We start from the raw sequence: 15,113 nt of genomic DNA, 5'->3' as shown, positions 1-15,113 counted from the left end.
ACGCTCGATACGACAACGTCAGGACTGCATGTAAACGTATCGCGCGAAGGGTTGTCAGGGTCCGTGCGTCAGGGTCAAACTGCGGGCCTTGTAGCAGGCGCCACAGATTCGAGATACCTCTCTGTGGCCGCGCATGTCACTTATTCTACGAAAACTCACAGTTTATTCGGGGACCCCGACATGGAATTTGTTGTAAAGAGCGTTAGTCCAGAAACTTTGAAAACCGCTACGCTGGTGGTCGCCGTCACTGAAGACCGCACCCTCAGCGACGCAGCAACAAAGCTCGATACCCTCAGCGGCGGCGCGATTACTGCGGCGCTCAAACGTGGCGACCTGCCTGGTAAAGTCGGCCAAAGCCTGTTGCTGCACACTCTGCCCAACCTCAAAGCCGAACGCGTGCTGTTGGTCGGCGTGGGCAAAGAAACTGAATTGTCTGATCGTCAGTTCCGCAAAGTCGTCACCGGCGCGCTAAACGTGCTTAAAGGCCTGGGCGGCAGCGATGCGGTCATTGCCCTCGGCGATCTTGCGGTCAAGAGTCGCGACACCTACGGCAAAGTGCGCCTGCTGGTAGAGACCCTGGCTGATGGCGAATATGTGTTCGACCGTTTCAAAAGCCAGAAAGCCGAGCCCCGCGCCCTGAAAAAAATCACCTTGCTGACCAGCAAGGCAGCACTGGCTGACACCGAGCGTGCCGCAACTCACGCCGCCGCCATCGCCACAGGCATGGCCTTTACCCGCGACCTGGGCAATCTGCCGCCCAACGTCTGCCACCCAAGCTACCTGGCCGAAGAAGCGAAAGCGTTGGGCAAGGAACACAAGCATCTCAAAGTCGACATCCTCGACGAGAAGAAGCTCAAGGAACTGGGCATGGGCGCTTTCCTGGCCGTGGCTCAGGGCAGCGAACAACCGCCCCGCCTGATCGTGATGAATTATCAGGGCGGCAAGAAGAGCGACCAGCCGCATGTTCTGGTCGGCAAGGGCGTCACCTTCGACACCGGCGGCATCAGCATCAAGCCTGCCGCAGGCATGGACGAAATGAAGTACGACATGTGCGGTGCCGCCAGTGTATTCGGCACCCTGCGCGCCGTGCTTGAGCTGAAACTGCCAATCAATCTGGTGTGCCTGCTGGCTTGCGCCGAGAACATGCCAGGCGGCAACGCCACTCGTCCGGGCGATATTGTCAGCACCATGAGCGGTCAGACCGTCGAGATCCTCAACACCGACGCCGAAGGCCGTCTGGTGCTGTGCGACACCCTGACCTACGCCGAACGCTTCAACCCACAAGCTGTGATCGATATCGCCACCCTGACCGGCGCCTGCATCGTCGCATTGGGCGGCCACACCTCCGGGCTGATGGGCAACAACGATGCGCTGATCGGACAACTGCTCGACGCTGGCAAGAAGGCCGACGACCGCGCATGGCAATTGCCATTGTTCGAGGAGTACCAAGAGCAACTTGACAGCCCGTTCGCCGACATTGCTAACATTGGCGGCCCTAAAGGCGGCTCGATCACCGCAGGCTGTTTCCTGTCACGCTTTGCCAAAGCCTATAACTGGGCCCACTTGGACATCGCGGGCACTGCATGGCTGAGCGGCGGTAAAGAAAAAGGCGCCACTGGCCGCCCGGTTCCGCTGCTGACTCAATACCTGCTCGACCGCGCTGGCGTATAAAACGCTTAAGGGCGTATCGGCCGTTTGGCTGATACGCCCTGCGCTCTGGAGCTGACATGACTCAAGTCGACTTTTATATCCTGCCCAGCGCTGACCCGCTGGCACGCCTGGACTTCGCCTGCAAACTCAGCGAAAAAGCCTGGCGCCTGGGCCACCGGGTGTACATCCATTGCAGCGATGCCGCCCAGCGCGACGATCTCGACGCCCGGCTGTGGCGCTTCAAGGGCGAAAGCTTCGTGCCCCATGGCGCTGCGGAAGACGATCAGGACGCACCCGTCGTTTTAGGCTTGGGCGATGACTCTGGGCACCATCAGGATCTGCTGGTCAATCTGGACCTGCGCATCCCCGATTTTTTCAAGCGTTTTGCCCGCGTGGCGGAAGTCGTGGTAGAAGACCCTGCGATTCGTCAGGCCGCACGAGAGAGCTTCCGCTTCTATCGTGAACAGGGCTATCCTCTGCAAGATCACCGATTACAGCGTCTCTGAGCACACGATGGATACTCAAAAACCCCTGAAAGACTCCGCACATCTACTGGATGACCTTGAGTCGATCCGCCAATTACTCGGCGATGACTCCTTGCAACCGCCGTTGCTGACCGACTCGGTCGCCAGCGACGTACAGATTCCGTTACTGTTCAACGTGGTGGGCGCTCAGGCGACTGCACACACCGACACGGATGACACCGACTCCGATGCCGACGAGGCGGACATTCCAACCCTGACGCCAGAACCTCCGGCGACACAACCCGAACCCGTCAGCGCCAATCCAGATCGCCTGTTGCACCTGGAAAGCGAATTGCGCGCCGCTGCGCAATTGATCATGCAAGATGTTATCGACGACTTCGCCCCGCACATAGAAACCGAAATCAAACGCCGCCTTGATGCGCGGATGGAACGGTTGCTGAGTCAATATCAAGGTTGAGCAACTGCTTACCCCTGCAGGAGCGGGCTTGCCCGCGCCTGCACATTCCATGAACCGGCATTTTTATCCCGCTGGTGATCGCCTCGCTCTACGCCCCGCTGTTCATCCCCGTTATACTTGTCGGCTTTCCTGAATTAATGCCTATTAGGGTCCCGCCGCGCATGGATAAGACCTACCAGCCGCACGCTATTGAAACTTCCTGGTACCAAACCTGGGAGTCCGAGAACTATTTCGCTCCGCAAGGCACGGGTGACGCATACACCATCATGATCCCGCCGCCGAACGTCACCGGCAGCCTGCACATGGGTCACGGCTTCAATAACGCGATCATGGACGCCCTGATCCGTTTCCGCCGCATGCAGGGTCGCAACACCCTGTGGCAGCCGGGTACCGACCACGCCGGTATCGCCACGCAGATGCTGGTAGAGCGCCAGATCGAAGCTCAAGGTCTGAGCCGTCACGACCTCGGCCGTGAAAAATTCCTCGAAAAAATCTGGGAATGGAAGGATCAGTCAGGTGGCAACATCAGCCGGCAGATCCGCCGTCTGGGTTCATCCGTGGACTGGAACCGCGAGCGTTTCACCATGGACGACGGCCTGTCCGATGCCGTCAAAGAAGCCTTCGTGCGCCTGCATGAAGACGGCTTGATCTATCGCGGCAAGCGTCTGGTCAACTGGGACACCAAGCTGCACACGGCGATCTCCGATCTGGAAGTGGAAAACCACGACGAGAAAGGTCACTTGTGGAACCTGCGTTATCCACTGGCTGACGGCGCTCAAACCGCTGACGGCCTGGATTATCTGGTCGTAGCCACCACGCGCCCGGAAACCATGCTGGGCGACGCCGCTGTAGCGGTTAACCCGGAAGACGAGCGCTATAAAGCCCTGATCGGCAAATTCGTCGAACTGCCACTAGTGGGCCGTCGTATCCCGATCATCGCTGATGATTACTGCGATCCTGAATTCGGCACCGGCTGCGTGAAGATCACACCAGCCCACGACTTCAACGACTATGAAGTCGGCAAGCGCCATAATCTGCCGCTGCTGAACATCTTCGACAAGAACGCCGCCGTGCTACCTGTCGCGCAGGTGTTCAACATCGACGGCACACTCAACGATCAAGTGGATGGCACTCTGCCCGCAGCCTACGCCGGTCTCGACCGTTTCGAAGCGCGCAAGCAGATCGTCGCCGCCCTCGATGAAATGGGTTTGCTGGTCAGTGTCGATGACCACGCGCTGAAAGTGCCCAAGGGCGACCGCTCCGGGACCATTATCGAACCGTGGCTGACCGATCAGTGGTACGTCTCCACCAAGCCGTTGGCCGAACCGGCCATCGCCGCCGTGGAAGATGGCCGCATCGCCTTCGTGCCCAAGCAGTACGAAAACATGTACTTCTCGTGGATGCGTGACATCCAGGACTGGTGCATCAGCCGTCAACTCTGGTGGGGCCACCGCATCCCGGCCTGGTACGACGAGTCCGGCAAAGTCTATGTCGGCCGCGACGAAGCCGAAGTGCGCGCCAAGCACAACCTGGGCCCGGACATCGCCCTGCAACAGGACAACGACGTTCTCGACACATGGTTCAGCTCCGGGCTTTGGACCTTTTCGACCTTGGGTTGGCCGGAAAAAACCGAAGCACTCAAGACCTTCCACTCCACCGACGTGCTGGTTACCGGCTTCGACATCATTTTCTTCTGGGTCGCCCGGATGATCATGCTGACCATGCATTTGGTGAAAAACGAAGACGGCACGCCGCAGGTTCCGTTCAAGACCGTGTACGTGCATGGTCTGGTACGCGACGGCCAGGGTCAAAAGATGTCCAAGTCCAAGGGCAACGTCCTTGACCCACTGGACATCATCGACGGCATCGAACTCGAAGACCTGGTCGCCAAGCGCACCACCGGGCTGATGCAGCCGAAACTGCTGAAGAAAATCGAAAAGCAGACCCGTGAGGAGTTCGCCGACGGTATCGCCAGCTATGGCACCGACGCCCTGCGCTTTACGTTCTGCTCGCTGGCCTCCACCGGCCGCGACATCAAGTTCGACATGGGCCGCGTCGAAGGCTATCGCAACTTCTGCAACAAGATCTGGAACGCCGCACGCTACGTTCTGGACAAGGGTGAAGACTGCGGCCAGAACGGCGAAGCGGTAGAGCTGTCGCTGGCGGATCGCTGGATCATCTCCCAGCTGCAACGCACTGAAAGCGAAGTGACCCGACACCTCGACCAGTTCCGCTTCGACCTCGCGGCACAGGCATTGTATGAGTTCATCTGGAACCAGTATTGCGACTGGTACCTGGAACTGTCCAAGCCGGTATTGTGGGACGAAACCGCACCGGTCGAGCGTCAGCGCGGCACCCGCCGTACGCTGGTACGGGTACTGGAAGTCGCTTTGCGTCTGGCTCACCCGTTCATGCCCTTCATCACCGAAGAGATCTGGCAGCGCCTGGCGCCACTGGCTGGCGTGAGCGGCAAGACGATCATGCTGCAACCGTGGCCAGTGGCCAACGAAGCACGCATCGATCAGGCCGCCGAAGACGATATCGAGTGGCTCAAGGGCCTGATGCTCGGCACCCGCAACATTCGCGGGGAAATGAACATCGGCCCAGGCAAGCCGCTGCAATTGTTCCTCAAGAACGTCAGCGCCGAAGATCAGCGTCGCCTGACCGAAAACGACTACCTGTTGAAAAAACTGGCCAAGCTCGAATCCATCACCGTGTTGGCTGAGGGCGTTGAAGCGCCGCTGTCTGCCACAGCGCTGGTGGGCGAGATGGAAGTGCTGGTGCCGATGGCCGGCTTGATCGACAAAGCCGCCGAGCTGGCGCGCCTGGACAAGGAAATCCTGCGCCTGCAAGGTGAAGTGCAACGCGTCGGAGGCAAGCTGTCCAACGCCGCCTTCGTCGACAAGGCTCCACCTGAAGTCATCGCCAAAGAACGCGCCAAAATGGCCGAAGCCGAACAGGCTTTGGGCAAGCTGGCTGAGCAACACGCACGGATCGCCAGTTTGTAAGGGCGACAAGTAAGACTGGCTCGCAAGCGAGCCAGTGGCACCCTGTAGGAGCTGCCGAAGGCTGCGATCGACTGCGAAGCGGTCGTGACCTTAAATAAGCGAAGGTTGTTTCAACCTTATCGCAGCCTTCGGCAGCTCCTACAGGGCTACGCCTACACTCCACAGAATTGACTCCTCATGACAGCTCCACGCACACCTAAAGCACCCAGCAAACCCGCCGAGCCCCGTGAAAAAGCGACCCTGCATCCCCGTAACCGCCATCAAGGCCGTTACGACTTTGCGCAGTTGATCAAAAGCAGCCCGGAACTGGCCGAATTCGTGGTCATCAATCCCTATGGCAAGGAAAGCATCGACTTCGCCAACCCGACTGCCGTGCGGGTGTTCAACCGGGCCTTGCTCAAGTCCTATTATGGCGTTGCCCACTGGGATATCCCGGCGGACTATCTTTGCCCGCCGATTCCAGGGCGTGCCGATTACTTGCACTTCATCGCTGACCTGTTGGCCAGCAGCAACGATGGCGTTATCCCGCGCGGGGCGTCGATTCGTGCACTGGATATCGGCATGGGCGCCAACTGCGTCTATCCGTTGATCGGTCACAGCGACTATGGCTGGCAGTTCCTCGGCTCGGAAATCGATCCGACTGCTGTTGCGGCCGCTACTGCCATCGTCAAGTCCAATGGCCTGAGCAAAGCCATCAGCCTGCGCCTGCAAAGCAATCGCTCGCATATCCTTCTGGATCTGCTGCGCAGCGACGAACGTTTCGACCTGAGCGTGTGCAACCCGCCGTTCCACGCCTCAATCGACGAAGCGCAGCGCGGCAGTCAACGCAAATGGCGCGCCCTCGGCAAAGCTGACCCCAAGCGCAAATTGCCGGTCTTGAACTTTGGTGGGCAGTCGCAGGAATTGTGGTGCGAAGGCGGCGAAATTGGCTTCGTGACGCAACTGATCAATGAGAGCAAGCAAGTACCGCGGCAAGTATTCTGGTTCAGTACGCTGGTGTCGAAAGCCTCCAATCTGGCCTCGATTCAAAGCACGCTGAAAAAAGCCGGAGTTGTGGAAAGCCACGTGGTGGAAATGTCCCAAGGCCAGAAGCAGAGCCGCTTCGTTGCCTGGACTTTCCTCGATAAAGCACAGCAGCAAGCATGGCGCCTGGAGCGCTGGGCATCGGCCAAAAGCTGAGTTCATGCTGGATGGGTTTACCGCAGGCCTGAAAAAGCCGTGCCCGGAGTGATCCGGAGCACGGCTTTTTTACAGCAAGTAAAACGGCCCTTAAGGCCGCTTCAGCTTACTTGTTAACCGAATCGGTCAACCCTTTAGCAGGTACGAACTTGATCACTTTTTTGGCAGCGATTTCAATGGCAGCGCCCGTCGACGGGTTACGGCCAGTGCGAGCTGGACGCTCGGTCACTTTCAATTTACCAATGCCAGGCAAAGTGATTTCAGCGCCATTTTCCAGTTGGTCAGCAACAATTTGGCCCAATTGCTCAAGAGCATTACGCGCGGTGGTTTTTGGCGCGTCGATAGCTTCAGCGATATCGGCGATCAATTGGTCTTTAGTCAGAGCCATGGTGGTGTTCCTTCCCTATCAAATTCATGTGGATTGCAGAATGCGGCATCGGCCCGGGGCCAGACAATGAATCCGGCCCTCCAGTAGCAGCCACGATTAATCGCGAAATGTAGATACTGAAACCGGGCTTTGGTTCGACCTGACGCTTACAAACTGCATGCTTAGCGCCCTTCAAGTGCGCAAGACCGGGCAAAACTAGCACAGAGACGCTCAAATATCCGCACCTACCTACCCATTTGGTCAGCTTTAGAGCGTTAGAGCATGAAAAATACAGGGCAAACGTCTGATTCAGGCCAAAACCCGTGTCTTGCGAGGCGTTCTGGCAGTGCCCAAGGTGCGTTACACTGCCCGACCTTGAATTGAGCGCGGGCTCCAACGCAGCTCTTCATCATCCGTTTACCCCAGCCGAGAAGCCCATGCCGATCCGTCATTGCATCGTCCACCTGATCGACAAAAAACCCGACGGTACGCCAGCAGTCCTGCATGCGCGCGACTCCGAACTCGCTGAGTCCCAGGCCATCGAGCACATGCTCGCCGACCTCAACGAGAGCTATAACGCGAAACAAGGCAAAGCCTGGGGCTTTTTCCATGCCGAATCCGGCGCGCACCCTTTCAGCGGCTGGTTGAAGGAATATCTGGAAGGCGGCAAGGATTTCACCGCATTCAGTCGGGTTGCCGTCGAGCACCTGCAGAAGCTGATGGAAGAATCCAACCTCTCGGTCGGTGGTCACGTTTTGTTCGCCCACTACCAACAAGGCATGACCGACTACCTGGCCATCGCCCTGTTGCACCACAGTGAAGGCGTGGCGGTGAATGCCGAACTGGACGTGACGCCGTCGCGCCATCTGGACCTGGGCCAATTGCACCTGGCCGCACGGGTGAATATTTCCGAGTGGCAGAACAACAAGCAGTCCAAGCAGTACATTTCCTTCATCAAGGGCAAGAACGGGAAAAAGGTTTCGGAATACTTCCGTGACTTCATCGGCTGCCAGGAAGGTGTCGATGGCCCCGGCGAAACCCGCACCCTGCTCAAGGCCTTCAGCGACTTCGTGGAGAGCGAAGATCTGCCGGAAGAGTCCGCCCGCGAGAAAACCAAGACGCTGGTCGACTACGCCAGCAGCCAAAGCAAGATCGGCGAGCCGATGGGCCTGGAAGTGCTTTCAGGGCTGATCGACGAAGAGCGTCCACGCGCATTCTATGAGCACATCCGCAACAAGGACTACGGCCTGTCTCCGGAGATCCCGGCGGATAAGCGCACCCTGAATCAGTTCCGTCGCTTCACCGGCCGCGCAGAGGGCCTGTCGATCAGTTTCGAAGCCCATTTGCTGGGCGACAAGATCGAGTACGACGAAGAGGCTGGCACCTTGATCATCAAAGGTCTGCCCACCCAACTCACTGACCAGTTGAAGCGCCGGTGATGGTTAAACAGGGATCTGGCAGATGCTGACGCGCACGCTGAAAAAGTTTCTGCTGATCATGCTGGTGGTTGTGGCTTACCAGAACTGGGGCAAGATCGAGCACCTGTTCTCGCCGTCCTCGACAGTCGCGACCCAACGTCAAGCGCAGGCCAACGTCGTGCTGTACGCCACCGACTGGTGCGGCTACTGCAAAAAGACCCGACGTTTTCTCGACAGCAAAGGCATCCCGTACAAAGAGTTTGATATCGAGAAGTCAGCCGAAGGGCGCAAGGCCTATGAAGCCCTGGGTGGACGCGGCATCCCGCTGATCGACGTGAACGGTACGTTGATCAGGGGATTCAGCCCGGAAGCGATCCTGGCAGCGCTGAAATGATGTCAGCCGCGCCCGAAAGCAGGCGCAGGCCCCTCAGCTCAGCGCGCCTCGATCCGAAATCCAAAGCGCGGAAAGTGCACATGCACCACACCCGCGCGCTCGTCCTCGCGACGCAGAATCAGCTCTTCACGACCCGCAAAGACTAACTCGCCTTCCACCGGATCGACGCCGTAGTCGACGGCGGAGATGGCCACTTTCTGGCCAGGGGTGAAGCCGTTCGGGTCCTCAAAGACCTCGTCCGGCAGCGCTGCAGGCGTAGCGTTGCGAGCGATCTCCAAAGCGTCTGTGGCACTCATGTCGCTGAACGCACCGTGACCGAAACCCAACACTCGATTCAACCACATCGACACCGCCGGGTAGGCATCGACAAACGGTGCGGTGACGGGGGTCTGCTTGAGAAACCACAGGGTGTGGGCCAGGGAGAAGTCGGCAATGGAGGCCTCACCGAACAGGAAGTCACCATTGCGCTCCAGTTGCAGCTCCAGCCGGGATATCAGGGTCGGCCATTGATGCTTTGCCTGCTCCAGCGTCAGGCGTGATGCGGTGCCGCCACTGAACAACTCGGTACGGTCGGCGATGAAGGCTTTGACCGCCTCCGGCGGTGCTTTGGCAAAACGCAGGGCGATAGATTCTGGCTGGAACACCAGGCTCACGGCATGCTGGAACATGATCGAATCGGACCAGGCAGCGAAACTTGCCACGGTGAATTCCTGGCCTTCGGGGAAAAACGTGGGTGAGGCTTTCTGCTGTTCCAGACGGCGAGCCATCAAGGCCGTGTCGCAATAGATATCGGCCCCCACTTGCAGCACCGGCGTCTTGCGATACCCCCCGGTCAATGCGGTCAGGTCAGGCTTGGGCATGACGGGTGAAATCATCACCGAGCGCCACGACAGCCCTTTGAAGCCCAGGATCAAACGGGCCTTTTCGGAAAACGGCGAGGCTGGGTAATGGTGCAGGATCAGCTCTGTCATGTTCGGTCCGCCCTTCAGATGGAAAGTCAGCAGCTTACCTGCCTGAGTCCTGCGAGCCTACCCGGTCAGCTTGATAACCGCTCATCACGCCGATGGATTAACAACTGCACTCAACACCAAGGCTTCCTTGGCGCTTTTTTTCAGTTGTTTGATCAAGCGTTCCTGACGCAAGGCTTCACGCTTATCACAGCAGGCTTCGGTGTAGACCAGCGCGACCGCCGGGCTGGAATAGAAGAACCGCGCACCCTTGCCACTTTGATGGGCGGCAAAACGGCGCTGGGGATCATCACTGATGCCGCAGTACAACGAACCGTTGGCTGCACGCACCAGATAGACGAACCAGGGCTTGCTGGCATTGATCGTCACCAGCGCATCGTCGGCCGGTGTCAGGGAAGCTTCTTGCATGGTGGTCATGAACGCAGGCAGTTAGAGCGAGTGAACGATCTTAGCAGAGCGTCAGCGCCCGGCCTGGAAAGCTTTCAGGCCTTTCTGCGCCTGGGCCCGAATCGCGTTCTGCACAAACGGCGTCCAGCCCAATAACAAGCCTTTGGTGCCCAAGGCCTGACGCGACCAGCGCCACAGGTCGAAATGGTCGTGGTGTTCGCAGATCTTGCCGTCGCGAAACACAAAGCGCGCCTGGATATCATTGACCACCGTATTGCCCGTCTGACTGAACAGGTAAGTCGCGACCCAATGTGCGCCGCCGGTACGCTCGTCCGCACGGACGTTATCGAAGACCACGGAAAAGTCTTTGGCCCGCGAGGTCAGCATGCGCCACATGTCACCGGCTTGCCGTCCGCGCAGCTCGCCAAACACAGGATCACTGAACAGAACGTCCTCGGTGTAGCAGGCGCTCATAGCCTCCGCGTCCAGCCGGTTGAACGCTTGGTAAAACTCCGTGATCACTGCGTTGTTGGCATCACTCAGGCGTGTTGCTTCGCTCATACAGTCCGGTTCCATGGCTCACGAAAGATGCCTGCACGATAAGCCTGCAACCCATGCCCTGACTATCTGCATTCGCGACGAGAATACCGTCGCTCAGACTTTCTCGCTGTGGACCTGTACGTACAACGCACGCCCGGCGCCCAGCCCGAAAACGATCGCGGCCAGACCGACAACAGCGAAAATCCAGCCAACGGTATTCCAGCCACCGGTCAAGTCATGAACGATACCCACCGCGAACGGCCCCAGAGAAGCGAGGGTATAACCGAAGCCTTGAGCCATGCTCGACAGGTTGGCCGCGACATGTGAATCCCGTGAGCGCAACACGATCAGGGTCAGCGCAAGGCTGAAGGTCCCGCCCTGCCCCAGGCCCAAAACAATTGCCCAACCCCACAGACCGTCGAGCGGCCCATAGAGGCAACCGAACAAACCGCCGAGCGTCAGCAGCATCACCACCAAAATCGCCAGCCGCTGGTCCTTGCCGCGTGTCGCCAGCCAAGGCGCAGTCAGGGCACTGATCAGTTGCACCATGATCGAACCGGACAACACCAGACCCGCTTGGGTCGGGGACAGACCACGGCTGATCAGAATCGATGGCAACCAACCAAACACGATGTATGCCAGCGATGATTGCAGGCCCATATAAAGGGTGACTTGCCATGCCAGTCGATCACGCAGCAATCCACGCACACGGTAGGCGACTCGGTGCAGACCATGCTCCTGACGTGTCTGGGGTAACCAGAACACAGCCGCGAGCATTGCTGGAATGATCCAGAAACCAAGGCCCGTCGCCCAACTGTTGTCGAAATACTGGCTTAACGGAACGGTCGAGCCGGCAGCCATCGCTGCGCCCAGACACAAGGCCATGGTGTAGACGCCCGTCATGGTCCCGGCCTGTTTGGCGAAATCCCGTTTAACGATCCCCGGCAGCAACACACCGATGATGCCGATGCTCGCCCCGGCCAGAATACTGCCTGCAAACAGCCCCGTTTCACCGAATGAACTGCGCAGAATGATCCCGCCCGCCAGCGTCAGCAAAATGCCCAATACCACCCGCTCGCTGCCAAAACGCCGCGCCAGAATCGGCGCCAGCGGCGCGAACAATCCCAGACACAGCACGGGCAACGTAGTCAGTAATCCGGCTTTAGCCGCCGACAGGCCCAGGCTTTTCGAGACGTCGCTGAGCATCGGCGCCATGCTCGACAACGCCGGACGCAGGTTCAAGGCGACCAATACCAGCCCCAGTAACAACAGCCAGGGACGTATTAGTACCGGATTATGTTGCTGCACCTGCTCATCGTCAGCTTCGGCATCGATCAGCAGTTCATTGATGTCACGGGGGCCTGTGCTCGCCTGAGGCGCCTTAGTCGTCATTTGATTCTCTGGTCAGGTTCTGGATCAGACCGGGCATCCTGTTGGAGAACGACAGAGAACACAAGGTTGGTCAATCTGTGGGCTTGCCTTCGAATCCCTTAACGCGGCGTGTCAGATATACCGCCATCGCGCATAAATATATGAAACTCAGAAACGTCCTACATACCTCCCCGTGGCCTTCGCAGACAAGTCTGTCTCCTACGATGGTCTGGGTCCGGTCTACGCGGAAGTTTCTTACATAGATAACGGAAATGGCCGGCTTCCATGGGTCTGGCAGGGTGTTATTAAACGTGGCGCTAATTATCGCGCTAAACACGCCAAGGAGGTTCGATGTCTGCCAATCCCTATGCTACGCCGCAGTCCGCACTGGAAGTCACTCAAGAGGACGAGTCGGCTTTTTTCGTCGTATCGATAACAAAGCTAGCCATAATGTTCATCATGACGTCCGGGCTTTATTATGTTTACTGGTCATATAAAAACTGGAAGATTTATAAGGACTCGACGGGTGCCAGTATTTGGCCAGGTGCCAGAGGATTATTTAATATATTTTTTGTGTATGTGCTTTTTCAGCGTATCAATCAAGGCATTGAACATTCCGGTCGTCATTTGGCCTGGTTTCCCAAATTTCGTGCTATTGCTCTGATAGGGTTGACCTTGATTGGGATGGGCCAGGGTCTGCTTGCCGGCTTCGGGCTGAGCGCGGCGGTGTCCCTGGTCTTGCTATGTGCCGAGACCTACCTGCTGATCGGCGCGCAACGGGCCATCAATTATCTGGAGGATGATTCACGGGGTGAGAGCAATGCCAGATTTACGCTGCTTAACTACGCGTGGATGCTGCTGGGGCTTTGCTTGTGGGGTTTCAGTGTCATTACTCTCATGGGCATGAGGGACCTTGGGATTCTGTAATCGACACGCTCCTTGGGGAAATGCAACAGCCATAAAAAACCCGGACCAAAGCCCGGGTTTCTTTATGCTGCCTGTCACCAAATCAATGCAGAATCTGGCTCAGGAACAACTTGGTGCGGTCGCTTTGCGGGTTGTCGAAGAAGTCGTTTGGCGCGGCCTCTTCGACGATTTCACCCTTGTCCATGAAGATCACCCGGTTTGCCACGGTGCGGGCAAAGCCCATTTCGTGGGTTACGCAGAGCATGGTCATGCCGTCTTCTGCGAGGCTGACCATGGTGTCGAGCACTTCCTTGACCATTTCTGGATCGAGGGCCGAGGTCGGCTCATCGAACAGCATGATTTTCGGCTTCATGCACAGGGCACGAGCAATCGCCACACGCTGCTGCTGACCACCGGAAAGCTGGCCAGGGTATTTGTGCGCCTGCTCTGGAATCCGCACCCGCTCCAGGTAATGCATGGCGATTTCTTCAGCCTTGCGCTTAGGCATCTTGCGCACCCACATCGGCGCCAACGTGCAGTTTTGCAAGATGGTCAGGTGCGGGAACAGATTGAAATGCTGGAACACCATGCCCACTTCACGCCGGATCGCTTCAATCTGCTTGAGATCGTTGGTCAGTTCAGTGCCGTCGACAATGATGCGACCCTGCTGGTGCTCTTCCAGACGGTTGATACAGCGGATCGTGGTCGACTTGCCCGAACCCGAAGGTCCGCATAACACGATACGCTCGCCCTGCCGGACGTTCAGGTTGATGTCTTTCAACACGTGGAACTGGCCGTACCACTTGTGCACGCCCTGCATCTGGATCATGCCTTCAGCGCCCAGAGGCTGTTTGATTGCTTCACTCATCACAAAACTCCTAACGCTTGTGGCCTGTGTCCAACTTACGCTCCAAATGCATGGAGTAGCGGGACATGCCGAAACAGAAGATCCAGAACACCAGGGCCGCGAAGACATAGCCTTCGGTGGCCATACCGAGCCATTTCGGGTCGGCGGCGGCTTGCTTGACGCTGTTGAGCAGGTCGAACAAGCCAATGATGATCACCAGACTGGTGTCCTTGAACAGGGCAATAAAGGTGTTCACGATGCCCGGAATCACCAGTTTCAACGCTTGCGGCAGAATCACCAGACCCATGCTGCGCCAGTAACCCAGGCCCATGGCAGCGGCCGCTTCGTACTGACCTTTGGGGATGGCCTGCAAACCACCGCGCACCACTTCAGCCACATAGGCCGACTGGAACAGGATCACCCCGATCAAGGCCCGTAGCAACTTGTCGAAGCTCATGCCTTCGGGCAGGAACAACGGCAACATCACCGAGGACATGAACAGCACGGTAATCAACGGAACGCCGCGCCAGAACTCGATGAACGTCACGCAGACCACACGAATCGCCGGCATTTTCGAACGTCGACCCAAGGCCAGCACAATACCCAGTGGCAGAGCGCCGGCGATGCCTACGGTGGCGATGACCAGGGTCAGCATCAAGCCGCCCCATTGGCTGGTCGCCACGTTGGCCAGGCCGAAAGTGCCGCCGTGCATCAGGAAGTACGCCACAGTCGGGTAGATCACCAGAAAGCACAGCCCGTAAACGGCCTTGCGTGGGAACTTCGAGACAAACAAGGGCGCGGCACCGATAACCGCCAACAACACGGTCAGGTCGATGCGCCAGCGCAGTTCGACGGGGTAGTAGCCGTACATGAACTGGCCGAAACGTTGCTCGATGAACACCCAGCATGCACCGGCCTTGGTGCAGTCGGCGCGGGTAGTACCGACCCAGTTGGCATCGAAAATCGTCCATCCCAATAAAGGCGGAACGATCAACCAGACCAGGTAGAAAGCAAACAGCGTCAGCAGGGTATTGAGCCAACTGGAGAACAGGTTGGCCCGCATCCACGCCACGACACCCACGCTTAGCGTGGGGGGTGGCATGTCGGGTTTGAAAGTATGGGTTGTCATGCGCTTT

At 58.0% G+C, this 15,113-nt stretch carries 15 protein-coding genes; 8 read left to right on the top strand and 7 right to left on the bottom strand.

What is annotated here, in order from left to right; all coding sequences use genetic code 11:
* The first annotated feature begins 180 nt into the window (after nt 1-180).
* The 5 genes from ACVBEG_RS04420 to rlmF all read left to right on the top strand — a co-directional run bounded on the left by ACVBEG_RS04420 (nt 181) and on the right by rlmF (nt 6,779).
* Entirely contained in the window at nt 181-1,671 is a 1,491-nt protein-coding gene (locus ACVBEG_RS04420; RefSeq protein ID WP_322178037.1) for a leucyl aminopeptidase, read from the top strand.
* A gap of 56 nt (nt 1,672-1,727) precedes the next feature.
* Complete coding sequence (locus ACVBEG_RS04415) at nt 1,728-2,156, top strand: DNA polymerase III subunit chi (protein WP_322178036.1); 429 nt, start codon at nt 1,728-1,730, stop codon at nt 2,154-2,156.
* 7 nt (nt 2,157-2,163) lie between these two features.
* Complete coding sequence (locus ACVBEG_RS04410; RefSeq protein WP_322178035.1) at nt 2,164-2,592, top strand: DNA polymerase III subunit chi; 429 nt, start codon at nt 2,164-2,166, stop codon at nt 2,590-2,592.
* A 161-nt stretch (nt 2,593-2,753) separates the two neighbouring features.
* On the top strand, nt 2,754-5,600 hold the full coding sequence (locus ACVBEG_RS04405; RefSeq protein WP_219060937.1) for a valine--tRNA ligase: 2,847 nt from the start codon (nt 2,754-2,756) through the stop codon (nt 5,598-5,600).
* Nucleotides 5,601-5,777: 177 nt separating this feature from the next.
* Nucleotides 5,778-6,779 (top strand): 23S rRNA (adenine(1618)-N(6))-methyltransferase RlmF, encoded by a 1,002-nt coding sequence (gene rlmF, locus ACVBEG_RS04400; RefSeq protein WP_322178034.1) that lies wholly within the window; start codon nt 5,778-5,780, stop codon nt 6,777-6,779.
* 106 nt (nt 6,780-6,885) lie between these two features.
* Here rlmF and ACVBEG_RS04395 read toward each other — a convergent pair whose 3' ends face one another.
* Nucleotides 6,886-7,167 (bottom strand): HU family DNA-binding protein, encoded by a 282-nt coding sequence (locus tag ACVBEG_RS04395; RefSeq protein WP_219060935.1) that lies wholly within the window; start codon nt 7,165-7,167, stop codon nt 6,886-6,888.
* Nucleotides 7,168-7,583: 416 nt separating this feature from the next.
* On the opposite strand from ACVBEG_RS04395, the gene yejK reads away from it, so the two are divergent.
* Both yejK and ACVBEG_RS04385 read left to right on the top strand, forming a co-directional pair.
* Entirely contained in the window at nt 7,584-8,585 is a 1,002-nt protein-coding gene (yejK, locus tag ACVBEG_RS04390; protein WP_219060934.1) for a nucleoid-associated protein YejK, read from the top strand.
* A 22-nt stretch (nt 8,586-8,607) separates the two neighbouring features.
* Complete coding sequence (locus ACVBEG_RS04385) at nt 8,608-8,958, top strand: glutaredoxin family protein (protein WP_322178033.1); 351 nt, start codon at nt 8,608-8,610, stop codon at nt 8,956-8,958.
* 38 nt (nt 8,959-8,996) lie between these two features.
* Here the strand turns inward: ACVBEG_RS04385 and ACVBEG_RS04380 are convergent, their stop codons facing one another.
* The 4 genes from ACVBEG_RS04380 to ACVBEG_RS04365 form a co-directional block, all read right to left on the bottom strand.
* Nucleotides 8,997-9,929: a glutathione S-transferase family protein gene (locus ACVBEG_RS04380; RefSeq protein WP_322215171.1), complete on the bottom strand. Its 933-nt coding sequence runs from the start codon at nt 9,927-9,929 to the stop codon at nt 8,997-8,999.
* A gap of 84 nt (nt 9,930-10,013) precedes the next feature.
* The gene (locus ACVBEG_RS04375; RefSeq protein WP_407074564.1) at nt 10,014-10,334 is read right to left on the bottom strand and encodes a GIY-YIG nuclease family protein; all 321 of its coding nucleotides are present in this window, start codon (nt 10,332-10,334) and stop codon (nt 10,014-10,016) included.
* A gap of 51 nt (nt 10,335-10,385) precedes the next feature.
* Nucleotides 10,386-10,856 carry a nuclear transport factor 2 family protein gene (locus ACVBEG_RS04370; RefSeq protein WP_447108441.1) on the bottom strand — a complete coding sequence of 157 codons (471 nt, stop codon included), beginning with the start codon at nt 10,854-10,856 and terminating at the stop codon, nt 10,386-10,388.
* Between the two features lie 111 nt (nt 10,857-10,967).
* Nucleotides 10,968-12,245, bottom strand: coding sequence for a CynX/NimT family MFS transporter (locus tag ACVBEG_RS04365; protein WP_447107410.1), 1,278 nt, complete (start codon nt 12,243-12,245; stop codon nt 10,968-10,970).
* Between the two features lie 330 nt (nt 12,246-12,575).
* Here ACVBEG_RS04365 and ACVBEG_RS04360 point away from each other — a divergent pair, with 330 nt between their 5' ends.
* Entirely contained in the window at nt 12,576-13,151 is a 576-nt protein-coding gene (locus ACVBEG_RS04360; protein ID WP_322178029.1) for a hypothetical protein, read from the top strand.
* Nucleotides 13,152-13,233: 82 nt separating this feature from the next.
* Here the strand turns inward: ACVBEG_RS04360 and ACVBEG_RS04355 are convergent, their stop codons facing one another.
* Both ACVBEG_RS04355 and ACVBEG_RS04350 read right to left on the bottom strand, forming a co-directional pair.
* Nucleotides 13,234-13,998 (bottom strand): amino acid ABC transporter ATP-binding protein, encoded by a 765-nt coding sequence (locus ACVBEG_RS04355; protein ID WP_322178028.1) that lies wholly within the window; start codon nt 13,996-13,998, stop codon nt 13,234-13,236.
* Nucleotides 13,999-14,008: 10 nt separating this feature from the next.
* Complete coding sequence (locus ACVBEG_RS04350) at nt 14,009-15,106, bottom strand: amino acid ABC transporter permease (protein WP_322178027.1); 1,098 nt, start codon at nt 15,104-15,106, stop codon at nt 14,009-14,011.
* Between the last annotated feature and the right edge of the window lie 7 nt (nt 15,107-15,113).

The organism is Pseudomonas sp. GG8 (assembly GCF_052976945.1).
Note: the sequence above shows the minus strand (reverse complement) of the source record. Positions and strands in the feature narration are given on the sequence as shown.